The organism is Actinoplanes cyaneus, assembly GCF_016862095.1.
Lineage (GTDB): Bacteria > Actinomycetota > Actinomycetes > Mycobacteriales > Micromonosporaceae > Actinoplanes > Actinoplanes cyaneus.
In genome coordinates, this window is sequence record NZ_BOMH01000048.1 from 67,515 (window position 1) to 93,994 (window position 26,480).

A 26,480-nucleotide genomic window follows, 5' to 3' on the forward strand; every position below is an offset into this window, starting at 1 on the left:
ATTGCCGGGCCGGACTCCTCGTTCGGCCCGGCAATCGCTGGTCAGGTTCCGCTGAGCGCCTCGGAGGGCATGAGCCGGGCGGCTCGCATCGCCGGGTAGGCGCCGGCGACCGCCCCGATCAGCGCTGCTCCGCCGAGGCCGGCCAGCGTTGCCGCGGCGGGGATGACCACCGGCCAGTTCTGCGACCACGCGTATCCGGTGGTCGCGGTGATGCCGAGCAGGGTTCCGCCGATGCCGCCCAGCGCGGACAGCACGACCGCCTCGGTGAGGAACTGGGCCCGGATCTGACCGCGGTGGGCACCCAGCGCGCGGCGCAGCCCGATCTCGGCGCGCCGTTCCAGGACCGAGATCACCATGGTGTTGGCGACACCGATGCCGCCGACGAGCAGAGCCACCGCGGCCAGGCCGAGGAACAGCGCCGAGAAGCTGGTCTGGGTGGCCCGCTTGGCGGCCAGCGCGTCGGACGGGGCGGTGACCCGGACGTCGGACGGGTGCTGCGGGTCGACGGTGGCGGGTAGCACGGCCCGGACGGCCTCGATGTAGTCCTCCTGAGCCTGCAAGTAGATCACCGTGGGATGACCGTCGAAATGCAGCAGCGTCTGGGCGGCGTTCCAGCCGATCAGCACCGCGCGGTCGATGTCGGGGTTCAGCGCGACGCTGTGCAGGATGCCGATGACGGTGAACCACTGGTCGCCGATCATCACCTGCGGCTTGGTCGTACCGGCGGGCAGGTCGCTGAAGCCGAGCCGGGTCGCGGCCACCGAGCCGAGCACCACCATGGGCAGTCGTTCGCTGGTGGCGTCGAGGAAACGACCGGTACGGACGGTGCCCTTGAGGGTGGTCAGCAGGTTGCTCTTGCTGGCCAGGACGGTCAGGCCGAGCCCGTCCTGGGCATCGGTACGATCGTTGCGGCGGATCACCGTGTGCGTGTTGGCCACGGCACTGGCGGTGAGGACCGGTCCGATCCGCGCCACCATGGCGGGCGCGCCCTCCGGCAGCGTCACCGGCGGGTCGCGATCGACGGGTGCCGCCTGCAAGGTGTTGGTGCCCAATGCCGACAGGGTCCGCAGCAGATCCGCCTGGCTGGAGGCCGGGATGCCGGTGACCACGACCATCGTCGCGATGCCGATGGAGATTCCCAGCGCCGACAGCAGTGCTCGCATCTTGCGGGTACGGATGCCGATCAGGCCGACACCGAGCAGGTCACGAGGGCCGAGCCGGCTCATGCGGCACTGCCCGGCGAGAGTACGTCCGCGATGAGGCGTCCATCGCGCATGTGTACCTGTCGTGGTGCCCGGGCGGCGATGTCCCGGTCGTGGGTGATGAGCGCGATGGTCGTGCCTTCCGCATTCAGCTCGGTCAGCAGTTTCAGTACGGCCTGGCCGTTGGCCGTGTCGAGGGCACCGGTCGGTTCGTCGGCCAGCACCAGGGCCGGACCGTTCACCAGGGCTCGGGCGATGGCCACCCGCTGCCGTTCCCCGCCGGACAGCTCGTGCGGCCGGTGGGTGATTCGATGGCCGAGCCCGACCCGGTCGAGGGCTTCCTCGGCCATTGCGCGCCGGTTGCGCCGCGGTATGCCGGCGTAAAGCAGGCCGGTGGCGACGTTCTCGGCGGCGCTCAGCCCGGCGGTGAGGTGGAACTGCTGGAAGATGAAGCCGAGCCGTCGGCCGCGAATCTCGGACAGGTCGCGGTCGGAGAGCCGGGTGACGTCCTGACCGAGAATCTCGATCGTGCCGGAGGTGGGCCGGTCGAGCGTGCCCATGATGTTCAGCAGAGTCGACTTGCCGGAGCCGGACGGGCCGACGATGGCCAGCATCTCGCCCTGGTCGATCCGGAGGGACACATCGTCGAGAGCGGTGACCTCCGGGGCGTACCGCATGCTTGCCCGGCACACCGACAGCACCGTGCTCACGACGTCGTCACCACGGTCATGCCCTCCTCGACGCCGGCGCCGCTGACCTCGACCTGGCCGTCGGCGAAGATGCCGGTCTTGACGGCGATCAGGGCGCCGGCCGGTGTCTGCAGCGCGTACCCGCCCTCTTGCAGCGCGAGCAGCGCGCTGATCGGGGCGGTCAGGACCTGTTTGTGGGTCTGCGCCGCGAAGGAGACCTGCAGATCGGCGGAGTCGACCTGCTTGAGCTTCGACGGCTGGTCCAGGACGAGGGTGATGGTGAGTTTCGGGCTCGACGGGTCACCGCCGTCCTGGGTCTGCAACGCCGTGCCCACCGAGGTCACTCTGGCCGGCGTGGTGGTGCCGTCGGAGAGGGCCACCGTGGCGTGATCGCCGTTGTCGATGGCGGCGGCTTCACTCTGGTCGGCCAGCACGGTGATCACTTTGCTCGTCGACGTGGTCGACAGCAGATCTCCCGTGGCGGGGGCGCCGACCTGCGCCGAAAGCGCACTGACGCGGACCGCGGCCGGGAGCACCAGGACCGAACCGACTGTGAGCTCGCCGCTCGCCGGGAGCTCGAGGCGCCGCTGCCAGGCCTTGATCGCCTTGATCAGGGCCGCCGTCAGGACCGCTTCACCGTCGCGGACCGTCCTCCTGACTGCCCTGGTCTGCGGCTGCGTCCAGGTGGTGCTCGCGCCCTCATCCGTCGTGGCAGCCGGCGAAGGAGCGCCCGCGGGCGCCGCGGGCGTGGCAACGGACGAAGGTGATGAGTCCGCCGAGTCTGCGGTGGACGGGACGGGCTCGGTAACGACCGTTCCCGGTGAAGGTTGTCCACCTACCTCGTAGCCCAGGGCGCGCAGGTTGTCGAACACCATCCGCACGTCGCGCCCCACCGTGCCCTTGGTGTCCAGGTCCCGGAACAGGGGGATCTTGCCGTAGAACAGCGGTACGGATCGGTCGTTCACCGCGTACACCCGCTGTCCGCGAGTGATCGTCGTCCCGGCGGCCGGCAGCCACGTGATCACTCCGTTCCCGCTGCCGCTGACGACGTGGGTAGCGCCGTAACCGAGAGTTCCGGAAATGCTGCGGCTGGTGGAGATGTCACCCCTGGTGACCGTCGCGGTCGCCGTCGGGGTGACGATTTCCGCTTTCTGGTCGGCAGCGTCGGCTCGACCGGCCCACCGGGCGAAGCCGAGACCCAGACCCACGACGGACAGGGCCACGATGACACAGACGATGACGACAAGACGGCGTCGGCTGCGGGATCGACCCGGCTGGGGTGCCGCCGGGATGGCCGATCCGGCGGGCACGGATCGAGGGATCATTCGCATACCGGCAGGCTGCCGGGCGATTGTCGGGAAACTGTCAAGGAAAAACCGCACATTTGGCGACGGCGACCGGTGGCGGCTTATAGTCCGCCGGGTATGCGCAAGGCCGACCTGGCTGCTGTCCGTGTACGGCCTCGGATACAAGTTCACCGATCCGTCCGTCGCACCGAAAGACGCCGATGCGCTCTCCTGACCTGCCGTGGCATCGTAGTTTGATCGTTCGGCTGCTGGCGACGTCGATCGTGATCGCCATCGCTGCGATCGCGGCGACCGCGTGGTTCACGGTCAAGACGACGACCCGGGCCATCGCGCAGCAACAAGGTCGCTCGCTCGCCGATGACACGCTGGTCTACGACACTCTGATCGGATTCTCCGCCACCCACTCGAGCTGGGACGGTGTCTCGCCCACCATCGAGGAACTGGGCAGACGTACCGGCCATCGGGTCACCCTGCTCACCGGGGACCGCCAGCCGATCGCCGACTCGTCGGCAGGACCGAGCCTGCAAGGCGCCCGGCCGTCGGCCGTCGTCGACCCGCTCCGGGTCAACCCCGGCAGCAACGATGCGGATAAGGCAGTCATCGATGCTCGCGCGGTCGGGCCGTACCTCCTTCCTGCTCGCGAGCGCGAGGAGCTGGACGACCCTCCTGGTCGGCACCCGTCTGGTCCGGCCGCTGCGGCGGCTCACCGCGTCCGTCCGCCGCCCGGTCGACCAGCAGGGCCGGGTCCCGGTCGGCGCCCGCGACGAGATCGGTTACCTGGCCGTGGCCCTCAACGATCTGTTCGACCGGCGGGAAACCATGGAGGCGCAACGTAAAGCCCTGGTGAGCGACCTGGCCCATGAGCTTCGCACGCCGCTGACCAACATCCGCGGCTCCATCGAGGCCGCCCAGGACGGTATGACACCGACCGACGCCCAGCTGCTGGAGGTGCTGTTCGAGGAGACGTCCCTGCTGCAACGCGTGGTGGACGACCTGCGTGACCTGGCCGCCGCGGACACCGGAAACCTGCGGCTCCATCCCGAGTACGTGTACCTCAACGACGTCCTGACGCAGGTCGCCGACGCACACCGCGGGATCGCCGAGTCTCAGCACGTACGCCTCTCGACCGATTTCACCGTCGACCCGCAGCTGTCGGTGGACCCGGTCCGGCTGCGCCAGGTCGTCGGCAATCTGGTCTCCAACGCCATCCGGCACACCGGCGAAAACGGTGTCATCACCCTCCGGACCGCCGCAACCCACGATCAGTTCACCATCGAGGTCGCGGACACCGGAACGGGCATCGCACCCGCAGACCTGCAACGAATCTTCGACCGTTTCTGGCGCGCCGACTCGTCCCGCAGCCGCACCACCGGCGGCAGCGGCCTCGGCCTGGCAATCGCCCGCAAACTCATCGAGGCCCACGACGGCCGGATAACCGCGACAAGCCGACTCGGCGTCGGCAGCACCTTCACCATCACCCTGCCCCGGGCCCGTCAAGCGCCAACGTAACCCGGTCGCCGGTAGACAGGGACCGCCGAGCGCCGCGAGACGCCGGGCAAGTGCTCGATCAAGGGATCGCGAGACTGACCAGAGCCAACAAGCCTGCCTCGGGATCCCGACAGTTCGCTGACATTGCACCGTGAGAATCCCGGCATGTCCATCATCGGCTTTTCCCGTTCGCGTAGCGCGGCAGTGGTTGTCACCGCCGCCGTCGCCTTGACTCTCGCCGCCGGCTGCAGTGGTGCTGCCAAGACCGACTCCTCGCCCGGCGCCCAGGGCACCACGGGTGTCGCCAGCATCCAGAAGCCGTCCGCCGCCGCCTCCGCTGAGGCCGTCGCAGCGGAGCGTCCCCTCATCCGGCTCGACGCCTCCCCCGAGGAGGCCAAACGCGCGTCGGATGTCTTCGCCGACTGTCTGCTGACGAATGGCCTTCCCAAGGCAGCGGTCATGAAGGGCGGGCGCACGATCGATCCCGCCAACATCTCGGATGTTTGGGGCCCCTTGTCCGACAAGGTGCGGGCTGACCTCAAGAAGAATTGCGCGTCGAAACAACCCGAGATGGCGCGGGACCGTGCCAGGCGGCTCGACCCGGCGTACGCCGATCACATGCAGGCGTTCATCAAGTGCCTGAATGACCACGGCATCAAGGCTGTCCTCGAGGACGGCGAGTTGGGTTCGGTCGACGAAATGCCCAGTGGGAGCAAGGCTCATTGGATGCAGGACTGTGAACAAGAGGGCTTCGCCAGCTATTACTCGACGTTGAAATGATTGCGGGGCCGGACTTCTGGTCCGGCCCAGGAATCCGCCGGCTCGCATCGCCGGGCAGACCGGCCGAGACCGGCCAGCTACAGCGCCGATGACTACCGGCGCCCTCAGGTGAGTCGTCGTGCCCGGCCCGATCCCGAGCCCCTCAGGCTCTCGGTCGCCTCGTCGGGTCCGCCCCCTGCTCGACTGGTACGAGGGTGCGCTGACGACCTGGATCGCATCGGAGACGGTGCGGAGCAAGCGCGCCGGACCGGCCGAAAAACAACGGCCCTGACCAAGATAAACCCTGGTCAGGGCCGTTCTCTGAGCCGCCTGACGGAATCGAACCGTCGACCTACGCATTACGAGTGCGTCGCTCTAGCCGACTGAGCTAAGGCGGCAACGAGATCTAAGTGTACGGCACCCTTCTCCCACCGATCGCTCGGGTCGCACCAATCGGGACTGCCGATGTCACGCCGCGGCACTAGTGTGCCTTTTGTGACGGACGATCAGTCGAAGCCTGTCATTGCCCCATCCCCGCCATCCGGGGCGGAACACACCGTGCCGACCCGCCCGACCAGCCTCGACCCGCAGGAGCTCGGCTTCACCCGGCGCAAACCGATCGGCTGGCTGGCGCCCCTGCTGCTGCTCAGCACCGGTCTGCGCGCGCTGCTCGCTATTCTCTTCGGGGCGTACCTGGACAAGCGCGAGCTGCAGAACGCGATGGACGACGACTACTTCGACCATTCGCGGACAGCCGACGGCGAGATCTGGCTCGACTACGTCGCGGACCTGGGCGACGGCTTCGACGCGACCTACTCGATCGCATGGCTGCTGGCCCAGCCGTCGCTGGCGGTGGACGGCGCGGCGCTGCCCCGTGGGCGGCTGCTGCTCATGGGCGGGGACCAGGTCTATCCGCTGGCCAGCGGGGACGGTTACGAGAGCCGGATGAAAGGGCCGTACCGTGCCGCGCTGCCCGAGGCGCCGGCCGGCGAGCCACGGCCGACACTCTTCGCCCTGCCGGGCAACCATGACTGGTACGACGGCCTGACCGCGTTCCTGCGCCTGTTCGCGCGCCGGAAGGACGGGCACATCGGTGGCTGGCGTACCGAACAGCAGCGGTCGTACTTCGCGGTGAAACTGCCGAACAACTGGTGGCTGTTCGCGGTGGACGAGCAGTTCGGGGCGTACATCGACGACCCCCAGCTGCTCTACTTCGAGAAAGCCGCCGGCGGGATCGGCGCCGACGATCGGGTCATTTTGATGACGCCGTCGCCCACGTGGGTGAAGGCGAAGGACGATCCCGAGGTCTACGACGCGGTCGACTACTTCATCCGTACGATCCTGGCACCCACCCAGGCGCAGGTCCGGGTGCTCGTCTCCGGCGACCTGCACCACTACGCGCGCTACACCGGCGAGGAGCGCGAGCTGATCACCTGCGGGGGCGGTGGGGCGTACCTGCTGGGCACGCAGAATCTGCCGCCCACGCTGACCGTTCCGCCGAAGGAGACGCTGACCCGCAGTCGCAGCCTCAGCCGCGAATACCGGCTGGCCGCCCGCTTCCCCGATGCTCCGGCGTCCCGCAAGCTGAGCTGGGGCGTCTTCCACCGGGTGCCGCGGCGCAACGCCGGGTTCGCCACCATGCTCGGCATCATCCACACGCTGACCATGCTGCCGATGGCCAGCGCCGTCCGGCAGCCCGACGACATCAAACGCCTGTTCAGCATCCCGCTGCTGCTGATGGTCACGCTGATCCTGGTCGGCACGGTCCTGTTCGCGAGACCACCCGGCGCGGCCTCCTCGAAACACGCCCGGCACTGGATCCTCGGGCTGTCGCACGGCGTGGCGCAGATCGCCCTGGCTGCCGGCGGAGCCTGGGTGTGGCTACACCTGTGGTTCCACCACTGGCCGTTCCCGGCGCCGTTCGTGGCCGCGGCCGTCATCTACGGCCCGGTGATCGCCATCCTGGCGACGCAGTTGGTCGCGCTGTATCTGCTGGTGGCGGGCAACTTCGACGTCAATCTCAACGAGCTGTACGCGGGTCAGGGCATCGAGGACGCGAAAAGCTTCCTGCGGATCCACATCGCGGCGGACGGCACCCTGACCATCCACCCGCTCGGCGTGGACCGGGTCTGCCATCAGTGGTCCGCCGACCCGGACAGGGAGCCGCACGCCCCGTGGGTGCGCCCGGAGACGCCGTTGTCGGTTCGCCGCATCGAGCCCCCGATCGTCCTCACCGACCTGCCCGCTCCGCGTTTCTGATCAGATTGGGTCGCACGGCTCTGGTTTGGGGCTGACCGCGCCCACCCACGGACATCGCCCTTCCGGGCTTTGCGCTCTGGGCCGGCCACGGCCCTGCAACGCCCGGGAGGGTCCCCGCGGGAGCGACGATCTGGACCACAGCGGAGATCGGCAAAGAAGAATTTGATCTTCGGGATGGGTGTTCTCAGGCCGTCGGGTCCGGGTTGTACTGGGCGTCGTGGGCCTGGCGGGGGCCGCAGACCGAAGCCCGGGAGCAGGAGCAACGCGAGCCGTCGGCGTCGAGGCGGACGACGACCGAGTCTTTCGGGACGCTGTGGGCGACCACCCGGCCGTCGCCTTCCGGGGTGGTGACGCGGCTGCCGATGGCCGGGGCCGTGGCCTGGAATTGCTGGTACAGCGGGTGTTCGTATTTGAGGCAGCACATCAGGCGGCCGCACGCTCCGGAGATGCGCAGCGGGTTCAGCGGCAGGTCCTGGTCTTTTGCCATGCGGATGGTGACCGGCTCGAAATCGGTCAGGAACGTGGCGCAGCACAGGTCGCGGCCGCAGGAGCCGATGCCGCCCTGGACACGGGCCGAGTCGCGGGCGGAGAGCTGGCGCAGCTCGACCCGGCAGTGCAGGGTGGCGCCCAGGTCGCGAACCAGGGAGCGGAAGTCGACGCGGTGCGGAGCGGTGAAGTAGATCGTGGTGCGGTCGCCGCTGCCGCTGTCCTGGTCGAGCACGTGGTCCACGGCGACGACCTTCATCGGCAGTTCGTGCGCCTTGATCAGTTTCTTGGCGGCGACCTTGGCCTCGGCTTTGCGTTTGCGGAGCGTCTCGTCGCGGCGCAGATCGTCGTCGACGGCCATGCCAGCGATCTTGGGGAAGCCGTCGGTGTCCTCGCTGACCCATTGCGGCGCCCAGACGCACTCCGCCACCTCGGGACCGTCGTCGGTCGGGACCAGCACCCGGTCGCCGACGGACGGGGTGAACTCACCCGGGTCGAGGTAGTAGAGACGGCCATACCGGTTGAAGCTGACCGCACACAGCATGCCCATGGGAACAACCCTACGACCCAGCGGCGGTCCTGACGAGCCGTACCAAATGCCGGTTTTGAACTACCCGCGCGGGTTGTCGCATAGATGCTGCGCAACCGCCCTAATCGACCTTCGTTGGCTAGTCCCGTAGACGCCGCCGCGGCGGCCCGCGTCGAAAGGAACCGCCATGACACCTGTTCGGTCGCTGGCCGCCGGCATCGCTGCGCTCGGATTCGCGAGCACGCTCACCGTCTCGCTGCCCGCCCAGGCCGCCTCGCCGTTGCACCGGGCGCCGGCACCCTGCGAGCGGACCGGGCGGTACGCGGCCCAGTCGGAAGCGGAGTTCCTGCGGATCGAGCGGCTCGACCTTCGGGGCGCCCGGAAGCGGGAGCACGGGGCCGGGGTGACGAAGCGGGACAGCGGGGAGCGGCCATCGGTCTCGGCCCCCGGCTCTCCCGAGCGGGCCGGCGGAGACGCCCCGGCGGACGAATCAGACATTGCTGTGGGTGGGAGTGGGTCGGCCCCGGCTGCGGGTGGGAGCGCAGCCGGGGCCGCCCCGGATACCGGCGGAGACGACGGCCGGGCCGGCGGGCAGACCGGCAGCCAGAACACCGACGACCAGAGCCCGGCTGGTACGGGTCCTCACAGCGGGACGAAGGCGCCGGAGTCGGCCACCCGACCGCGGGGCCTGTTGAGCGGCGTCGGTGATCTTCTGGGCGGCCTCGTTCCGGCCGCATACCGGGCCCGTGACGACGACCGGACGGAGCCCGCCGAACCGAGCGCCACCAGCGACGGGGACGGCACCCGGGTGATCAGCGGCGTCGGCGTCGGCGACTCCCGCAGCGTCATGATCGCGGACGGGCCGGTCAAGTCGGCGGCTGCGGGACTCCTGCTGGACGGGCGCGTCGCCGGAGCGCCCGCGGCCGAGCAGGTGTTGCAGCAGGCGCCGCCGTCGCACGGCACGCCGCTCGAGCAGCACACCGGATCGAAGCGGTTCGGGCCGATCCAAGTCGGCGCCGGGGCGATGTCCGCGCACGCGCGCTGGAATCCGGCGATGCGATGCGCGGCCGCCGACGGGGAGACCTCGCGTTCGGTCACCCGGGCCGAGCGGATGACGCTGGGTGGTGGGCTCGTCGACGTACCGGGGACCTTCTCGGCCACCAGCAGCACCGCGCTGAGCGGGCACGGGAACGGCGCGCTGACGGTCGCCTCGTCGACCATCAGCGCCGGGCAGTTCACCCTGGCCGGGGGCGAGGTGCGGGTCCGGGTGCTGCGGGCGCCGACCCTTCGGGTCAGCATGTCCGCCACCGCCGGGGGCGAGGTTCGCTACCGGCCCGCGGTCGTCGAAATCTCGGGACCCACCATTTCCCGTACGAGGTTGAGCACCGGCAGTGACCACGTAGACGTGACGGTGAGTGACATTGGCCAGGTCACCGAGTCGTCGGCGGTTACGCTCCTGCCGTCGCAGGGATCGCCAGTGCCGTCGATTCCCGGGCTCCCCGCACCGTCGGGCGGAAGCGGCGGCGGCGCACCGGCCCGGGCGAGCGCCCCTGCGGACGGCAAAACGGTCGTTCGAGTGTCGCTCGGCGATGTCCGGCAGGCGTCCAAGGGCCATGCGCTGGCTGCGCGGGCCACCGCGATCAAGGTTGCCGTGGTGCGACCGGCGCCGGACAAGGGGCGAGGCAAGGCCGGCTACGCGTCCACTGCCGTCGTCGCCGACCTGGGGATCGGGGTGCTGGAGGCCGCCGCTGTCGCACCGGAGCACGGTAAGCGGGTCGTCGAGTCAGGAGTCCGGAATGGAACGCTGCCGATGACCGGGCCGCGGATCGCCCCGATGCTGGTCATGGGTGCGAGCTTGCTGGTCGGCGGCGTGCTCGCCGTGCTGCTGAGCGCCCGCCGCCGCCGGGCCGCCTGACGGCCGGAACTCGGAACCCGCGCACCTCGCGGAACTCGGATCTCGGCACCGTGCCGGCGCCGGGATCCGGACATGCGGTGGTCGCCTGTCGGCCGGATCGGGCCGGTCCGACAGGCGACCACCAGCGGACGTGGGTCACCGGTACGGCTTCGGGGCAGGCCGATGGTCTACCGACAGCCCGGGCTGATCCGGCTTGGACCACAGTGGATCACTCGTCGTCGCGCCGCCAGAACTGACGCGGGGCATAGCCGTCGCGGCGGAGCCAGTGCTCGGTGTAGACGATCCGGTCCGGTTCGATGACCACCAGAGTTTCAGGCGGCGGCTCGGTGACCGGGCGGCCGCGTTCGACGTGCTCGTTCTCCCAGCGGAACGCCTCCCAGTACGGCGCCTGCGCCGGGTCGTCCGGCCCGAGCACCCGCGCGCGGCCGAAGATCTGCGCGCCGCGGCTGCTTGCCAACCCGGTCAGTGGCGCGAAAACACCGGCGGAGACCCGCGGGTCAGCCGCGATGTTGCGCATCTTCGGCGAGCGCGGCGACGCGGTGAACATGATGGCGAACTCCAGCGAGTAGTACCGCACCGGCGTGGCCGCTGGACCGTCCGCACCGGACGTGGCCAGCACACACATGTTCTGACCGGCGAGCAGATTCAGGATTCGTTCCTCCAGCCGGTCCCGGGTCAGACGACGGGTCGGCGCGGGCTCGGCCAGCCAGGGGTTGTTCAACGGCATCGACGAACAATAACGGCGGCGCGCGGCCGGTTTCGTTACACGGGAGTCGACTGAGCGGTTTCGCAGTGCGGCCGCGCTGTCAGCCGACCGGTTGCGGGGACGTCAGGGTCGAGGCGTCGTCCAACAGGTCTTCGGCCTGGTCGTAGCTGTCGCCGACGGACCGCAACAGGATCGTGGCCACCTCGGCGGCGGCCCTCGCCTCCTCCGGCTCGGGGAAGCCGGCGCCCGCGACCAGCGTCAGGGCCTCGGCCGACGTGAGAACGCCGGCCAGCGTGCCGGCCAGCCCGGCCCGGGTGCGGATCATCCACGCGGCCAGGCCGTCGGCCAGCTCGGCGGTGGCGGTCATGCGGTGGGACAGACTGTCCTGACCCAGATTCAGCTGCTCGGCAGTGCGGCGGCGGGCCGACTCATACGCCTCCGCGGCGTGGCCCGACCATGTCGTGGCGAGCGGGAGGGCGCCGGCGGTGTCAGCGCAGGCCTGCGCCTGGGCACGCAACTCGGGAACGGCCTCGGCGATCGCGGCCGGGTGCAGCGCGGCGACCGCCCGCGCGGCGTCACCCGGAAGCAGGCGCACCCGTCGCAGCTCGAGCCAGACATCGTGGCCCGCCGGGGCGCCGGCCACGGACAGCACCTGGTCGACGCGAGTCAGCAGGGGGTCGGCCGCGGTCAGGACCTGGTCGAGGCGGTCCATCACAGCCCTTTCAGGAAGCGGCGGCGGACCGTTTCGTCGGTCTGCGCATAGTCCCGCGCATTGCTCCGCACCGAATGGGCCAGATCGGACAGTCGCGCGGAGATCCCGGCCGCCTCCTCGGCGCGCGCCTGGAGCACCGCGGTCCAGCTCTCGTGCAGTTGCCTGCCCAGCCGGCCCGGGCGGCCGGTGTCGTCGGCCCCGAACGCAGCCGCGCCCGGCAGCAGTTGCGGCACGCGCCGGTCAATCGTGGTCAGCGCGGCGGCCGCCTGATCGAGCTGATCAGCGAGCCGGTCCATCTCAGAAACCCTCCAGCGAACGGAACGAGCCGAAAACCTCGGCGTGCAGCTTTTCCCGCGCCCAGCGGGCCGCCTCGGTCGCGCTGGTGACGACGGCCTTCAGCTGGCGGGAGAACTCGGCGGCGTCACGCCGGTCGAGGCCGCCACGGACCCGGACGTCGACGATGTCGCCGGCCGCGGTGACCACCACCTCGATCGACTGGTCGGGCGAATGCACCGAGACCTGGTGCGCCGCCACGGCCTTGTCGAACTCGGCGCGCAGATCCTCGACACGCTTGTAGCGATCGATCGCGTCATCGATCCACGCCTCGTCGATCTCCCGGGCCATGCACCAGGCTCCTCACCACGCGTCATGTCGCCGTCGCGTTCGGCAGCCCGAATCTACCGGCATCTCGAGGCCCTTGGTGTCCTCTGTGGATAACTTTCCTCGCTGGACGGAGCGTTACTGAGATCACCGTTGATCATTACGCTGAGTCAGGGCAGGTCACAGTGAAGGGGCTGCTGGATGCCGTTCGCGGAACACTGTCGGAGGGGGCGCCGGCGGCACACGGTAACGACGAACGGCGGCACGGAACTCGCGGTCGCAGAGGCGCCGGTGGTGGCGCGGACGGCGCGGCGCAGCGGACCGCGCAGGGCCGGCGGGATGACGCGGGCCGACGGGTCGACGTGGGCGCGCGGGGTGACGCGGCGGGCCGGCGCCGGGCAGGGCGGGAGAGGTCGTCCTGGGAGTTGTCAGGGGTGGGCAATACCATCGTCGGGTGAGTCCGGATGGGGTGTTCGCAGACCTGGTGGGTCAGGACGACGCGGTGGCCACGCTGCGGCAGGCCGCCCGGGCAGCCGCTCATGTGGTCGCCGGGGAGCAGACCGGCGGTGGGGCGATGACCCATGCCTGGATCTTCACCGGCCCACCCGGGGCGGGGCGGACGCTGGCCGCGCGCGCGTTCGCGGCCGCGCTCGAGTGTGAGCGGGCCGGCGCCGGGTGCGGTGAGTGCCACGGCTGCCACACCGTGCTGGGCAAGACCCATGCGGATGTCCGGTTCGTCGCGCCGGAGGGCCTGTCGATCGGCGTCGGGGAGATGCGGGCGCTGGTGTTGCGGGCCGCGACTGCCCCGTCCGGCGGGCGGTGGCAGGTCGTGGTGATCGAGGACGCTGACCGGCTCACCGAGGCTGCGGGCAACGCGCTGCTCAAGGCCATCGAGGAGCCGCCCCCGAGGACGGTTTTCCTGCTGTGCACGCCGTCGACCCACCCCGACGACATCTCGGTGACGATCCGGTCCCGGTGCCGGGTGGTGGCGTTGCGGCAGCCGCCGGCCGACGCGGTGGCGGCGGCGCTGGTGGAGCGGGACGGTCTCGCCTCAGACACTGCCGTCTGGGCAGCCGCGGCGGCGCAGGGCGACATCGTGCGGGCCCGGCTGCTGGCCGCGGATCCGGAGGCCCGTGCCCGGCGGGAGGCGGTGCTGTCGGTGCCGAAACGGCTGACCGGCGTCGGCGCCTGCTTCGACGTGGCGGCGGCGCTGGTCGCTGCGGCGAAGGGAGAGGCCTCGGCGAGCGTGGTGGAGTCCGATGCGGCTGAGCGTTCGGCGCTGGAGCAGGCACTCGGCGCGGGCGGCACCGGTCGCGGGGCGGCCGGGGCGATGCGCGGCGTCGCCGGTCAGATCAAGGATCTGGAGAAGCGGCAGAAGTCCCGGACCACCCGGGCTCAGCGGGATGCGCTCGACCGAGCCCTGGTGGATCTTGCCGGCTTCTATCGGGATGTGCTGATCACCGCGTTGCGGGCGCCGGTCCCGGTCGTGCACGGGGATGTCTCCCCGCAGTCCGAGGCGGCGGCACGGAAGTGGACTCCGGAAAGTGCGCTGCGCCGGCTGGAGGCGGTGCTGGCCTGTCGCGAGTCGATCAACCTGAACGTCAAGCCGGAGATCGCGGTCGAGACGATGATGCTCAATCTCTGGAAGGGCTGATCCCGGGCAGGCCCGGCGTGCCGGGTGCGTGGTGGTGAAGAGGCTGCGCCGGCGGACGGTGCCGGCGCAGCCTGGTCTTCATCGGGATCCGCGGTCAGCGCCGGACCAGCAGGAAGGTCTCCCGCAGAGTGTCATAGGCCGGTTTCGGCTGCAGATTCTCGTCGAACGGCGTGGCTGAGCCTTCGCCCTCGAAGACTCCCGGCACCCACGAGTATTTGTCGGTGAATCCCCACACGGTGTACGAGACACAATTCTTCGCGATGAGGCAAGCCCGCAGGAGCAATCCGAATCCTTCGGCCTGAGCCTGCACCTTCGCGGTGTCCGACGGTAGTTGCATTCGCACGTCGACTTCGGTGAACGCGGTTTTCACGCCGAGCCGGTCGAAGCGCCGGACATTCTCGAGGACGTCGCCGGGCAGGTTGTACTGCAGAGCGAGGTGGCCCTGCATGCCGTAACCCTGTACCGGCACGCCGGCCGCGCGCAACTTCTTGGTCAGCGCGTAGTAGGCGTCACTCTTCGCGTTCACGCCCTCGTTGTTGTAGTCGTTGAGGAACAGCAGCGTCTTGGGATCCGCCTGGTGAGCCCAGCGGAACGCGTCGGCGATGTAGTCGGGGCCGAGCGCTCGCAACCAGATCGTGTCACGCAGCGTGCCGTCCTCGTTGAAGACCTCGTTCGCGACGTCCCACGCCCAGACACGGCCCTTGAAATGGCCGACCTCGTCGAAGATGTGCTTCTTCAGCAGGGCCCGCAATTGCGCGGGGGTGTAGTTGGCCTCGGTGAGCCAGGCCGGGTTCTGACTGTGCCAGACGAGCGTGTGCCCGCGGACGAGCTGCCCGTTGCGGCGCGCGAAATCGACGAGCTGATCGGCGGCGGCCCAGTCATAGACACCGGGCTGCGGCTCGACCACTTCCCACTTCATCACGTTCTCCGGCGTGACCGTGTCGAATTCACGGGCGACGGCCGCCTTGTACGGGGCGTCGGCGGCGAGCGCTGCCATGTCGACGGCGGTCCCGATGTGCACGCCGGAGCCGCGCGCCGCGGCCCGCAGTGAGCCGTCGTCGTGGCCCGGGGATGGGTGTGCGCTGGCCGGCGCGGAACCGGCCACGGCAAGGCTGACCGCGAGGAACGCGGCAATACGACCAAATCTCATCTGTGGTGCCTCCGAAAGTTTCGAGGACAGGCCGAAACGTTATGCACAGTGACCGGCGACGGTCAACGCTGTCCATCGATGAACATCGGAGCGTTCGCATGGTGCGCCAGCCGGTGTTCCACCCTTGACGCCATAGATCGACGGCTCTACGTTACGGAGATCTGTCCCGGAGATTTCCGAAACTTTCGGAGCGTGCCATGTCCACCAGACGCCAGCTCCTCGCTCTCTCCGCCGGTGCCGCAGCCGCCGGCGCGCTCCACCAAAGTCCGGCCCAAGCCCGCGCCAAGCGGTGGATCGCCAGCTGGGCCGCGGTGCCGACGAGCATCCCGCCGACCCCGCCGCTGGTGCTGGAGAACCAGACCGTGCGCCAGGTCGTGCACCTGAGCGCGGGCGGCGACCAGGTGCGGATCCGGCTGACGAACGAATTCGGGGACACGCCGCTGAGGGTCGGCGAGGTGCACGTGGCGCGACGCTCGGGCAGCGGCGCCAGCACCGACGCGGTGTCCGGGACTGATCATCGGGTGACGTTCGGCGGGCGTAGGGCGGTGACCGTCCCGGCCGGTGCGCCGATCGTCAGCGACCCGGTCGGCCTGCGCGTCGGCGGCGGGACGGACCTGGTGATCAGCGTTCACCTGCCGGAGCGGACCCCGGTCACGACGCTTGCCGCGTTCGCGTTCCAGGACAACGTGATCGCCGCCGGGAACGTCACCGGCGCACGCACGGTCACGCCGACCAGCACGATCCAGCAGTACCTGTTCCTGTCCGGGGTGAGCGTGCGCGCGTCCGGCGGAGCGATCGTTACCCTCGGCGACTCGATCACCAACGGCGCGAACACCGTCGCCAACGCCAATCACCGCTGGCCGGACCTGTTGTCGGCGCGACTGGGATACGACCTCGGGGTGGCCAACGTCGGGGTCTCCGGCAACCGGCTGCTGCACGACCCGAACCCGCCCGCCGGGAGTCCCGCGGTGGGCTACGCGGCGTATTTCGGTCAGAGCGCGCTGCGGCGCTTCGATCGGGACGTGGTGGCGCAACCCGGCGCGGCGTTCCTGGTGGTGCTGCTCGGGGTGAACGATCTCGGACACCCGGGGACGTCGGCGCCGCCCGACGAGGTGGTCACGGCGGACGATCTGATCTGGGGGCACCGGCAACTGATCGCGCGGGCGCACGAGGCGGGACTGCGGGCCTACGGTGCGACGGTGCTGCCGTTCAAGGACGACACGCTCGGGTTCTACAGCGTGGAGAACGAGCGGAAGCGATCCGCGCTGAACCGGTGGATCCGGCAGTCCGGGGAGTATGACGGCGTGATCGACTTCGACGCCGCAGTGCGGGACCCCGGGGACCCGTTGCGGTTGCGGGCCGCCTACGACAGCGGCGACCACCTGCACCCCAACGATGCTGGGATGGCTGCGATGGCCGCCGCGGTTCCGCTGCGCCTTTTCAGGATTTAGGCGATTCGTCCAATCCGAACGCGTCGGCCATCTCCTCCAGCGCGGACTCCTCCGCCTTCGGCGACGACCGATTCGCGCGTACGGAGGAAGCGGCGCCGGACGTGGTGGCAGCCGCCCCCGAAGGTGGCGCCGCAGGCGCGGTGTCAGGTGCGGCAGCCGTCGCGGACGCGGTACCGGGCGTCGCGCCCGCGGTTGCGGGGCCGGCAGGCGTGACCTCGTCCTGAGCCGGGTCCGGCGAGGGCCCGGTCGTCTCCGAAGCGGGCGCGGGCAGCACGTCGACGAGCCGGGCGGTCACCATCCCCGCGAGCTCCTCGGCCGGCCGGGCCGCGTCCAGCACCAGATACCGTTTCGGATCAGCCGCGGCCAGGTCGAGGAACGCGTACCGGACCCGATCGTGGAACGCCTTCGACTCACTTTCCAGCCGGTCGGTTCCGGCGCCCCGGGCACTGACCCGGCCGAGCCCGACCCCTGGGTCCACGTCGAGCAGCACGACCAGGTCCGGCTTGAGGCCCCCGGTCGCCCACGAGGAGAGCCAGGAGATCTCCTGCACGGGAAGGGTCCGCCCGGCGCCCTGATAGGCGAGGGAGGAGTCCACGTACCGATCGCTGATCACGACCGCGCCGCGGGCGAGGGCCGGCCGGACGACGGTGGCGACGTGATGGGCGCGGTCCGCCGCGTAGAGCAGCGCTTCCGCCCGCGGTGACGGCCCGTCCTCGGAGTGGTCGAGGACCAGCCCGCGGATGCGCCCGCCGAGCGGGGTCGCGCCCGGCTCCCGGGTGACGACCACGTCCTGGCCCTGCTCACGCAGTGCCTCGGCGAGCAGGGTGAGCTGGGTCGACTTGCCGGCGCCCTCACCACCCTCGAAGACCACGAACAGCCCGCTGCGGACGAACTCCTCCGGCGGGGCGAGCGGCCGCCCGCGCACCGACCCGATCAGGTCGGCGAGGACGGGCACGCCCTTCTTGTCGTCCATCTGACGGAACGCGCCGATGCCGACCCAGATCCCGACCGCGCCGGCGACCAGCAGCAGCACCCGGGTGGAGGAGACGTCGAGGTGCACCGAGCCCAGCTCGACCCGGCGCGAGCTGCCCAGGCCGACCAGCACGCCGGCCAGGGTGATCGCGGCGAGCAGGACCATCCGGACGCCGATCTGCACGACGGCGAAGACCCGGCCGCGGACCGCGTCCTCGACCTCGCCGTAGAGCAGGGTGGTGCCGGCCAGGAACGCCATGCCGGCGCCGGCGCCGACGAGCAGCGCCCCGAACAGGGCCATGGACAGGTGGAAGGCCAGGCCCAGGAACATCACCGAGCCGCTGGAGAGCACGATGCTCATGCCGAACCAGCGACGCCGGGAGAGGTCGCGGACGATCATCGGGCCGAGGCCGATGCCGCACGCCAGGCCCAGGAAGATCACGCCGAAGAGCAGCGAGAACGCCGCCTCGCCGGCACCGAGGGAGACCGCGTACGTCTTCGCGGCGCCGATCACCACGCCACCGGCCGCGAACGCGCCGAAGATGCCGAGCACCAGGCCACGGACGAGCGGGGTCTTCCCGATGTACTTCCAGCCGTCCAGGAACTGGCGGGTCATGGTCTGCTCGGTGGCGGCATGCTCACGCTCGGCGCTGCGACCGCCGATCTCGCGGATGCCGAAGAACACGACGAGCGCGGTGGCCAGACGGGACAGCGCGTTCAGATAGAGCGCGATCTGCACCGGCTGCGCCCAGTCGGGCAGGGAGGCGCCGGACTGCTGCAGACCGGCGGTCATCGCGGAGAGGCTCAGGGCCGCCAGGATCGGCGTGATCCCGTACGTCGTGACCAGCGTCAGCTGGTTGGAGACCTCGATCCGGGATTTCGGGATGAGGTTCGGAACCGCCGCTTCCTTGGCCGGGATCCAGATGAGCGTGATCGTCTCGCCCAGCAGGGTGGCAACGGTGGCCCAGATCGCGGTCAGGCCGGGTGATCCACCCAGGAGCGGGACCAGCGGGATCGACCCGTAGATCACGAATCTCAGCAGGTCAGTGATGATCATCGTCCAGCGGCGGTCGAACCGGTCCGCGAAGACGCCGGCGATCGGGCCGAGGAACAGCGCCGGCAGCAGGCGTACGGCGATCGTGGCGCCGAACGCCACGCCCTGCGCCGCCGGCTGCTTGAACTGCGCGGCGGTGAAGATGCTGGTGGCGAGCAGACCGATCCAGTCGCCGAACGAGGCGGCGCCGAGCACCAGCCACAGGCGGCGGAACGGACGGATCCGGAGAACCGAACGGAGCGCGGCCGCGCCCGATAGGTCGACCGGAGCGGTCTCCTGGCGGCTTTCCGTGTCGATGGCCCTTACCTCCCCGTGGTCACTGCTCGGAGCACTGTATCCGGCCCGCCCAGGTCATCGGGGGTTCGCACCATCGAGTGGAGTAGAGATGAATGTCTTTCGCGTTGCTCGGGATCGGGATAGCGTGCCGATGTGCTCACCGACCGCAACGCCTTGCGCCAGCGACTGGAGAAAGCCACCGACCACCTGGAGACCCCGATCGCGGTGGTCGACCTCGCCGCGTTCGACGAAAACGCGGACCGCCTCACCGCTCGCGCCGCGGGCAAACCGATCCGGGTCGCGACCAAGTCCGTGCGGTGCCGGGAACTGCTGGAACGGGTTCTGGCCAGGCCCGGCTGGGGCGGTGTGATGGCCTACACACTCGCCGAGGCCATCTGGCTGGTCCGCTCCGGTGTGACCGACGACGCGCTGGTGGCCTACCCCACCGCGGACCGGACCGCGCTGCGCGAGCTGACCGGCGACGAGCGGCTGGCCGCCGCGATCACGATCATGGTGGATCACCCGTCGCAGCTGGACCTGGTCGATCAGGTCGCGGCGCCGCGGAGCCGCCCTGCTGTCCGGCTCTGCATGGACCTGGACGCCTCGTGGAAACCGGCCGGGCCGCTGCACGTCGGCGTGCGCCGCTCCCCTGTGCACTCCGCCGCCCAGGCCGGCACGCTGGCTCGCACCATCGCCACGCGGCCCGGGTTCACGCTGGTCGGGATGATGTCCTACGAGGCACACATCGCCGGCGTCGGCGACAATCCGCCGGGCCGGGCGGTGCTGGCCCGAACGATCCGGATCATGCAGAGCCGCGCCTTCCCGGAGCTGCTCAGCCGGCGCGCGGCAGCGGTCCGGGCGGTCCGCGAGCATGCCGATCTGGAGTTCGTCAACGGCGGCGGGACCGGCAGCATCGCCGCGACCAGCGCCGACCCCGCGGTCACCGAGGTCACCGCGGGTTCCGGGCTCTACGGCCCGACCCTCTTCGACGCCTACCGCAACTGGCAGCCGACCCCGGCCGCGTTCTTCGCGCTGTCGGTGGTCCGCCGGCCCGCGCCCCGGATCGCGACGGTGCTCGGCGGCGGCTGGATCGCCTCCGGGCCGGCCGAGGCGTCCCGGCTGCCCCAGCCCTACCTGCCCGAGGGCTTGTCGTTCAAGGGCGACGAGGGGCCGGGCGAGGTGCAGACGCCGCTGCTGGGCGCGGCCGCCGAGCAGTTGCGCCCGGGTGATCGGGTCTGGTTCCGCCACGCCAAGGCCGGCGAGATGTGCGAACACGTCAACGCGTTGCAGCTGATCGACGCGAGCAGCACCACGCCGGCCCTGACGTACCGGGGAGAGGGCCATGCGTTCCTGGGCTGAGTCAGGCCTGGACGTGGCGGTGCAGGTACTCCCTGATCAGGGCCTTGACCTCGGTCAGCACCGCCTCGTCACCCGTCGGATCGCGCCGGAACGCCAGCTTGATCAGCGCGTCGGCCGCCTCCACCGAGATCTGCAGGGCGAACCGGACCCGGTTGCGGTCGACCAGGCGGAACTGGTCGGTCAGCAGCTCGGCCAGACGCTCGGCGATGACCGCGTTGTTGTCCCGGTCGGAGTCGAGCAGGTGCAGGTCGACGACGTCGCCGAAGTGCAGCGTGCGGAAGCCCGGCACGCTGCGGTGCATGTGGATGTAACCGTCTATGGCCGCATCCACCGCGTCCCACCAGTGCTGGAACGTCTCCGCCGCGAACCGGTCGGAGAGGCTCTGCAGGTAGGCGTCCATGTTGCGCAGAGCCAGGGCCTGAACGATGGCCCGCTTGTCCGGGAAGAACTGGTAGACCGAGCCGATGGCGACCTCGGCCCGCTCGGCCAGCAACGTAGTGGTCAGGCCCTCATAGCCGACCTCGTCCACCAGCTCGGCGCACGCATCGAGCATGCGCTGGACCCGGGCAACGCTTCTGCCCTGCACCGGAACCCGCCGCAGCGGTCCGGTGCTGACGGTTGGTGTCGACACGCGTCGCCACTCCCTCTCAGCAGTGAGACCTGTTCACGACGGCGGAAACCGCGCATGGTCATGAATAGATCTCAGTGATAAATCGAACGTTACTCGGATCAACGAGCGAGGCGCATCGACGGGACGCCAGGTGGTGGTGTCCGCTCGGACGGAGGACAAAAGCCGGAATGACTACACCCGTTAACTCGCGTCGGTGGACCAACTGGGGACAGAACCAGCAGTCCGTCGCGGAGGTGCTCACCCCCGGAAGCCTCGACGAGGTCGCGGCCATGATCACCGCGTCCGCGGAGGCCGGACGCCGGATCAAGACGGTCGGGAGCGGGCACTCGTTCACGGCCATCGCGGTCGCCGACGACCAGCGGATGGTGCTGCACCGGCTGAACCAGGCGGTCTCGGTGGAGGGCGACCTCGTCACCGTTCAGGCCGGCATGCGGCTGTCCGCGCTCAACGCGTTGCTGGCCCGCAACGGCCTGGCCATGCCCAACCTGGGTGACATCGACGCACAGACGGTCGCCGGCGCCATCTCGACGGCCACGCACGGGACCGGGATCGGGCACGCGACGCTTGCCTCCTGCGTCGAGGCGGTCACGCTGGTCACCGGCAGTGGCGCCATCGAGCGGTACGACCGTGGGTCGCCCGAGTTCCCGGCCGCGGCCGTCGGCCTGGGTGCGCTGGGCGTGCTCGTCGAGGTCACGCTGCGCTGCGTGCCCGAGTTCGTCCTGCTCGCCGACGAGCGGCCGATGTCGCTGGCCGACGTGCTGGCCGGGATCAACGACTGGATCCCGGCCAACGATCACGTGGAGTTCTTCTGGTACCCGTACACCGACCGGGCCAGCCTGAAGATCAACAAGCGGGTCGCGGAGAACGATCGGCCGCTCCCGAAGTTCCGCGGCTGGCTGGATGACGACTTCCTGTCGAACACCGTTTTTCAGGGTGTCTGCACAATCGGGCGCAAGTTCCCCGGTGTGGTGCCGGCCGTCAACTCGCTCGCCGCTCGCGCACTGAGCGCCCGCAGCTACACCGGCCCCTCCCACGAGGTCTTCTGCAGCGCGCGCCGGGTGCGATTCACCGAGATGGAGTACGAGATCCCGCGCGCCGCTCTGCCCGAGGTGATCGACGCGCTGCCCCGGCTGATCGAGTCGCTGCCGTTCAAGGTGCAGTTCCCGGTCGAGGTGCGCTTCACCGGGCCGGACGACCTGTGGCTGTCGCACGGCTACGGGCGCGAGTCCGCCTACATCGCCGTGCACCAGTTCCAGGGCGTGCCCTACGAGCCCTACTTCAAGGGCCTCGAAGCGCTCTGCGAGCCACTGGGCGGGCGGCCGCACTGGGGCAAGCTGCACTACCGGACGGCGGACGACCTGCGTCCCGCGTACCCCAGATTCGACGACTTCCTGGCCGTGCGGGACAGCCTCGACCCGGCCCGGATCTTCACCAACGAATACCTGGACCGGGTGCTGGGCTGAGCCTGATTGCTCTGCTCGTGACCGATGAGATGGCAGTCGGTTCTCCGCCGGCCATCTCATCGGTGACGCATCACTCTGTGGTGGCAGTCGCCTTCTTCGGGGCAGCCGCCTTCTTGGCCGGCGCCGCCTTCTTCGCGGCGGCGGTCTTCTTGGCCGGCGTGGCCTTCTTCGCCGCCGTGGTCGTCTTCGTGGCGGCCTTCTTGGCAGGCGCCTTCTTGGCGGTCTTCTTCGGGGCCGGACCCTTCGCCCGCTTCTCGGCGATCATCTCGATCGCCTCGGCCAGGGTCAGTTCCTCCGGCGTCTGACCGCGACGCAACGTCACGTTCGTCTCGCCGTCGGTCACATAGGGCCCGAAGCGGCCGTCCTTGATCAGCAGCGGCTTCTCCGACACCGGGTCGACGCCCTCCAGGTCGCGCAGCGGCGGCTTGGGCGCCCCGCGCTGACCCCGGAGCTTCGGCGCGGCCAGCAGGGCGAGAGCCTCGTCCAGCGTGACGGTGAAGAGCCGGTCCTCGCTCTCCAGCGAGCGCGAGTCCTTCAGGCGGGAGATGTACGGCCCGTAACGCCCGTTGCGCGCCACGATCTCGTTGCCCTCGGGGTCCTTGCCGACCACCCGCGGCAGCGTCAGCAGCTGCAACGCCTGCTCGAGCGTGAGGGTCTGCGGCGACTGCGAGGCGAACAGGGACGAGCTGCGCTCGCCGGACTGCACATACGCCCCGTAACGGCCGGACTTGACCACCACCGGCTCGCCGGTCGCCGGGTCGTTGCCGAGCTCCCGGTCCCCGTTGCCGGCCAGGAACAGCTCCGCCACCTTCTCCGGGGTGAGCTCGTCGGGGGCCAGGCCCTCCGGGATCGACGCGCGATCCTCGGCCGGCTCCTCCTCGCCCTCGGCCGGCTGGGCGTGCTTGCGCTGCAGGTACGGCCCGAACTTGCCGACCCGGACGAGCACCTGCCGGTTCTCCTCGTCGGTGAAGAGCGGGATCGAGTTGACCTCGCGCGCGTCGATGGCGCTGAGGTTCTCGGTCACCATCTTCTTCAGGCCGCCGGCCCGGGCGATGTCGTCGTCCGCGCCGGGCGCCCGGCTGCCGAAGTAGAAGGAGGTGAGGAAGTCCAGCTGGGTGCCGTCACCGGCGGCGATGTCGTCGAGCTGACCCTCCATGGCGGCGGTGAAGTTGTAGTCCACCAGCCGTGGGTAGTGCCCCTCGAGCAGGGCGATCACCGCGAACGCCAGGAACGACGGGATCATCGCCTGGCCGCGCTTCTCGACGTACCCCCGATCCTGAATGGTCTGCATGATCGAGGAGTAGGTGGAGGGGCGGCCGATGCCGAGCTCCTCCAGCGCCTTGACCAGCGAGGCCTCCGTGTAACGGGCCGGCGGCGAGGTGTGGTGACCCACCGCGTTCAGCTCGTCGGCGGTGAGCGCCTGGTCCTTCACCAGGTTCGGCAGGCGGCGCTCGGCGTCCTCGGCCTCGGCGTTCTCGTCGTCGGAGGACTCCACATACGCCCGGAGGAAGCCCGGGTCCGTGATCGTCTTGCCGGACGCCGAGAAGTCGGCCTCCTCGTTCGAGGTCGAGATCGCGCGGATCCGGACGCTCACCGAGTTACCGACCGCGTCGGTCATCTGCGACGCGATCGTGCGGCGCCAGATCAGCTCGTAGAGCCGGAACTCGTCGCTGCTCAGCTCCTTGGCGACCTCGCCGGGGGTACGGAAGTTGTCCCCCGCGGGACGGATCGCCTCGTGCGCCTCCTGCGCGTTCTTCGCCTTCGTGGTGTAGCGGCGCGGCTGCGGCGGCACGTTGTTCGCCCCGTAGAGCTCGGCGATCTGCCGGCGGGCTGCCGCGATGGCGGTCTCGGAGAGGTTCACCGAGTCCGTACGCATATAGGTGATGTAGCCCTTTTCGTACAGGCTCTGCGCGGTACGCATCGTCTGCGCCGAGGAGGTGCGCAGCTTGCGGGCCGCCTCCTGCTGCAGGGTGGAGGTGATGAACGGCGCGTAGGGCTTGCGCCGGTACGGCTTCTCCTCGACCCGGGTGACCGTGAACGGGCGGCCCTCCAGACGGGCGGCCAGCCCGCGGGCGCCGTCACCGTCCAGCTGGACCGCGCCGGAGCCGGTCTTGAGCTGCCCGGTAGTGGGCTCGAAGTCCTTGCCGGTGGCGATCCGGTCGCCGTCCAGCGCGATCAGCGTCGCCTGGAAGGACCGGGCGCCCTCGGCGGGGCCGGCGATCGAGAGCTGGGCCAGGATGTCCCAGTACTCCGCGGAGCGGAACGCCATCCGCTGGCGCTCACGCTCGACCACGATGCGGGTGGCGACGGACTGCACGCGGCCGGCGGAGAGGCCACGCATGACCTTCTTCCATAGGACCGGGCTGACCTCGTAGCCGTAGAGCCGGTCCAGGATGCGGCGGGCCTCCTGCGCGTCGACCAGGGAACGGTCGATGTCGCGCGGGTTCGCCACGGCCGCCTGGATGGCCGGCTTGGTGATCTCGTGGAAGACCATCCGCTTGACCGGCACCTTGGGCTTGATCGTCTCGATCAGGTGCCAGGCGATGGCCTCGCCCTCGCGGTCCTCATCGGTGGCGAGGAAGATCTCGTCGACCTCCTTGGCCAGCCTCTGCAGCTTGGCGACCTGCTGCTTGCGGCCCTCGGAGATCACGTAGAGCGCGTGGAAGCCGTTGTCGACGTCGACGCCGAGGCGGGCCCACGGCTGACCCTTGTACTTGGCCGGCACCTCGTCGGCGTTGCGCGGCAGGTCACGGATATGGCCGACGGAGGCCTCGACCAGATAGTCGGGCCCCAGATAACCGGCGATCGTCTTGGCCTTCGACGGAGACTCGACGATGACCAGACGGGTCGTCCTGGCTTCACTCGGCACGGCACTCCCAGTTGTTTCGGTCCTCGGCGCTCCCCGTCGTCTCACCCGGCGAGGCACAGATGTTCAACGTAACGCGCCGGACGAGCACTCATTCCCGGGAGACCCCGCAGTCGGATGGTAACGGTCCGGCCACCGCATGCGTCCGACCGCGACACCGTACACCGGGAGGACACTGTTATGTCGGACACAATCCGGGAAGATCACGCACCCGCGCTGCCGGGCCACATCTCGGGCGGGGCCGCGTCGGGCCGCTCCCCGACCAGCTCAGCGAGCCGGGTCAGCCGTCGGCGGCCGACGATGAGATATGACCGTCCGTCATCCGACACCCGGCCGGCCAGACCTGCCCGGACCAGCGCGGCGTCCACCTCGACCGGGTCTTTCGCCGGATCGAGCCCCAGCCGGAAGCCGCCGGGACGGGGCAATCCGGCGGCGGCGACCCACAGGCGCAGGCGGGGACCGGAGAGGAACAGCTGGGCGGCCGCCTCCGGCCACGCCTTCGCGAGACCGTTCAACCTCCGGGAGTACGCCGTGCGCACCTCGAACCGGGGCGGGGGCGGTTCCTCGGGAGTGTCCGCGGGCTGAGGCGGCTCCTCGGGAGTGTCTCCGGGCGGCGGCGGCTCCTCGGGAGTGTCGAGGATCTCCTCCGTGGGATCGGGCGGCTCATCCCGTACGCCAGGAAGAGCCTGATCTTGGGGTGGCTCCTCGATGACCGGAGCCCAGGTGGCGGTCAAGCCGCGGGCGACGAACTCGGCGACCAGGACGTGCACCCGCCAGGCGTCGCCGACGATCACCGAGACGCGGGCCGTCCCGCCCATCCGGCCCAGCTCACCCGGCCCGGCGAGCAGACCGGCGAGATCCGCCGGGGAGGGCTCGATCGTCTCCGCGCCGAACATCGTGAGCTGACGCCCGTCCGCCCGGCGGGGCGCGTCACGCCGGTGAGCCCGCCGCT

21 protein-coding genes and 1 tRNA gene are annotated in these 26,480 nt (G+C 70.1%); 8 read left to right on the forward strand and 14 right to left on the reverse strand.

Going from position 1 to position 26,480, the window contains the following annotated elements:
• Positions 1-41: 41 nt before the first annotated feature.
• From Acy02nite_RS31560 to Acy02nite_RS31570, 3 genes are read right to left on the reverse strand one after another with little or no spacing between them, the layout of a single operon-like run.
• Positions 42-1,226 carry an ABC transporter permease gene (locus Acy02nite_RS31560; RefSeq protein ID WP_203748311.1) on the reverse strand — a complete coding sequence of 395 codons (1,185 nt, stop codon included), beginning with the start codon at positions 1,224-1,226 and terminating at the stop codon, positions 42-44.
• Positions 1,223-1,879 carry an ABC transporter ATP-binding protein gene (locus Acy02nite_RS31565; protein WP_203748517.1) on the reverse strand — a complete coding sequence of 219 codons (657 nt, stop codon included), beginning with the start codon at positions 1,877-1,879 and terminating at the stop codon, positions 1,223-1,225. The genes Acy02nite_RS31560 and Acy02nite_RS31565 overlap by 4 nt, the downstream gene beginning before the upstream one ends.
• Before the next feature lie 29 nt (positions 1,880-1,908).
• Entirely contained in the window at positions 1,909-3,114 is a 1,206-nt protein-coding gene (locus Acy02nite_RS31570; RefSeq protein ID WP_203748313.1) for an efflux RND transporter periplasmic adaptor subunit, read from the reverse strand.
• A 687-nt stretch (positions 3,115-3,801) separates the two neighbouring features.
• Here Acy02nite_RS31570 and Acy02nite_RS31575 point away from each other — a divergent pair.
• Together Acy02nite_RS31575 and Acy02nite_RS31580 are read left to right on the forward strand one after the other, a co-directional pair.
• A complete protein-coding gene (locus Acy02nite_RS31575; protein ID WP_239175397.1) occupies positions 3,802-4,707 on the forward strand; it encodes a sensor histidine kinase in 906 nt (301 codons plus the stop codon).
• Between the two features lie 144 nt (positions 4,708-4,851).
• Positions 4,852-5,466 carry a hypothetical protein gene (locus Acy02nite_RS31580; RefSeq protein ID WP_203748316.1) on the forward strand — a complete coding sequence of 205 codons (615 nt, stop codon included), beginning with the start codon at positions 4,852-4,854 and terminating at the stop codon, positions 5,464-5,466.
• 303 nt (positions 5,467-5,769) lie between these two features.
• Here the strand turns inward: Acy02nite_RS31580 and Acy02nite_RS31585 are convergent.
• A tRNA-Thr gene (locus tag Acy02nite_RS31585) sits at positions 5,770-5,843 on the reverse strand.
• A 67-nt stretch (positions 5,844-5,910) separates the two neighbouring features.
• Between Acy02nite_RS31585 and Acy02nite_RS31590 the strand changes: the two genes are divergently transcribed.
• Positions 5,911-7,704, forward strand: a complete 1,794-nt coding sequence (locus Acy02nite_RS31590) for a metallophosphoesterase (protein WP_425548224.1) — start codon at positions 5,911-5,913, stop codon at positions 7,702-7,704.
• Between the two features lie 184 nt (positions 7,705-7,888).
• Here the strand turns inward: Acy02nite_RS31590 and Acy02nite_RS31595 are convergent, their stop codons facing one another.
• Complete coding sequence (locus tag Acy02nite_RS31595; RefSeq protein WP_203748334.1) at positions 7,889-8,740, reverse strand: PSP1 domain-containing protein; 852 nt, start codon at positions 8,738-8,740, stop codon at positions 7,889-7,891.
• Between the two features lie 166 nt (positions 8,741-8,906).
• Between Acy02nite_RS31595 and Acy02nite_RS31600 the strand changes: the two genes are divergently transcribed.
• A complete protein-coding gene (locus Acy02nite_RS31600) occupies positions 8,907-10,634 on the forward strand; it encodes a hypothetical protein (RefSeq protein WP_203748337.1) in 1,728 nt (575 codons plus the stop codon).
• A gap of 208 nt (positions 10,635-10,842) precedes the next feature.
• On the opposite strand, the gene Acy02nite_RS31605 is transcribed toward Acy02nite_RS31600, so the two are convergent.
• From Acy02nite_RS31605 to Acy02nite_RS31620, 4 genes are all read right to left on the reverse strand, one after another.
• Positions 10,843-11,361, reverse strand: coding sequence for a pyridoxamine 5'-phosphate oxidase family protein (locus Acy02nite_RS31605; protein WP_203748340.1), 519 nt, complete (start codon positions 11,359-11,361; stop codon positions 10,843-10,845).
• A gap of 79 nt (positions 11,362-11,440) precedes the next feature.
• Positions 11,441-12,052: a hypothetical protein gene (locus Acy02nite_RS31610; protein ID WP_203748343.1), complete on the reverse strand. Its 612-nt coding sequence runs from the start codon at positions 12,050-12,052 to the stop codon at positions 11,441-11,443.
• On the reverse strand, positions 12,052-12,348 hold the full coding sequence (locus tag Acy02nite_RS31615; protein ID WP_203748346.1) for a type VII secretion target: 297 nt from the start codon (positions 12,346-12,348) through the stop codon (positions 12,052-12,054). Before Acy02nite_RS31615 ends, Acy02nite_RS31610 begins: the two co-directional genes overlap by 1 nt.
• A gap of 1 nt (position 12,349) precedes the next feature.
• Entirely contained in the window at positions 12,350-12,676 is a 327-nt protein-coding gene (locus tag Acy02nite_RS31620; protein ID WP_203748349.1) for a YbaB/EbfC family nucleoid-associated protein, read from the reverse strand.
• 430 nt (positions 12,677-13,106) lie between these two features.
• On the opposite strand from Acy02nite_RS31620, the gene Acy02nite_RS31625 reads away from it, so the two are divergent.
• Positions 13,107-14,306: a DNA polymerase III subunit delta' gene (locus tag Acy02nite_RS31625; protein ID WP_203748352.1), complete on the forward strand. Its 1,200-nt coding sequence runs from the start codon at positions 13,107-13,109 to the stop codon at positions 14,304-14,306.
• Positions 14,307-14,400: 94 nt separating this feature from the next.
• Here Acy02nite_RS31625 and Acy02nite_RS31630 read toward each other — a convergent pair whose 3' ends face one another.
• Positions 14,401-15,456, reverse strand: a complete 1,056-nt coding sequence (locus tag Acy02nite_RS31630; RefSeq protein WP_203748355.1) for an endo-1,4-beta-xylanase — start codon at positions 15,454-15,456, stop codon at positions 14,401-14,403.
• A 197-nt stretch (positions 15,457-15,653) separates the two neighbouring features.
• Here Acy02nite_RS31630 and Acy02nite_RS31635 point away from each other — a divergent pair, with 197 nt between their 5' ends.
• On the forward strand, positions 15,654-16,907 hold the full coding sequence (locus tag Acy02nite_RS31635) for an SGNH/GDSL hydrolase family protein (RefSeq protein WP_203748358.1): 1,254 nt from the start codon (positions 15,654-15,656) through the stop codon (positions 16,905-16,907).
• Here Acy02nite_RS31635 and tmk read toward each other — a convergent pair.
• Positions 16,897-19,128 (reverse strand): dTMP kinase, encoded by a 2,232-nt coding sequence (gene tmk / locus Acy02nite_RS31640; protein WP_203748361.1) that lies wholly within the window; start codon positions 19,126-19,128, stop codon positions 16,897-16,899. The two genes, Acy02nite_RS31635 and tmk, sit on opposite strands and share 11 nt — an antisense overlap.
• A 234-nt stretch (positions 19,129-19,362) precedes the next feature.
• On the opposite strand from tmk, the gene Acy02nite_RS31645 reads away from it, so the two are divergent.
• The gene (locus Acy02nite_RS31645; RefSeq protein WP_203748364.1) at positions 19,363-20,568 is read left to right on the forward strand and encodes an amino acid deaminase/aldolase; all 1,206 of its coding nucleotides are present in this window, start codon (positions 19,363-19,365) and stop codon (positions 20,566-20,568) included.
• 1 nt (position 20,569) lies between these two features.
• On the opposite strand, the gene Acy02nite_RS31650 is transcribed toward Acy02nite_RS31645, so the two are convergent.
• Complete coding sequence (locus Acy02nite_RS31650; protein WP_203748367.1) at positions 20,570-21,199, reverse strand: TetR/AcrR family transcriptional regulator; 630 nt, start codon at positions 21,197-21,199, stop codon at positions 20,570-20,572.
• A 167-nt stretch (positions 21,200-21,366) separates the two neighbouring features.
• On the opposite strand from Acy02nite_RS31650, the gene Acy02nite_RS31655 reads away from it, so the two are divergent.
• Entirely contained in the window at positions 21,367-22,662 is a 1,296-nt protein-coding gene (locus Acy02nite_RS31655) for a D-arabinono-1,4-lactone oxidase (RefSeq protein WP_203748385.1), read from the forward strand.
• Positions 22,663-22,732: 70 nt separating this feature from the next.
• On the opposite strand, the gene topA is transcribed toward Acy02nite_RS31655, so the two are convergent.
• Together topA and Acy02nite_RS31665 are read right to left on the reverse strand one after the other, a co-directional pair.
• Complete coding sequence (gene topA, locus Acy02nite_RS31660; RefSeq protein WP_203748388.1) at positions 22,733-25,531, reverse strand: type I DNA topoisomerase; 2,799 nt, start codon at positions 25,529-25,531, stop codon at positions 22,733-22,735.
• 200 nt (positions 25,532-25,731) lie between these two features.
• Complete coding sequence (locus Acy02nite_RS31665; RefSeq protein ID WP_239175400.1) at positions 25,732-26,424, reverse strand: hypothetical protein; 693 nt, start codon at positions 26,422-26,424, stop codon at positions 25,732-25,734.
• Positions 26,425-26,480 lie beyond the last annotated feature (56 nt).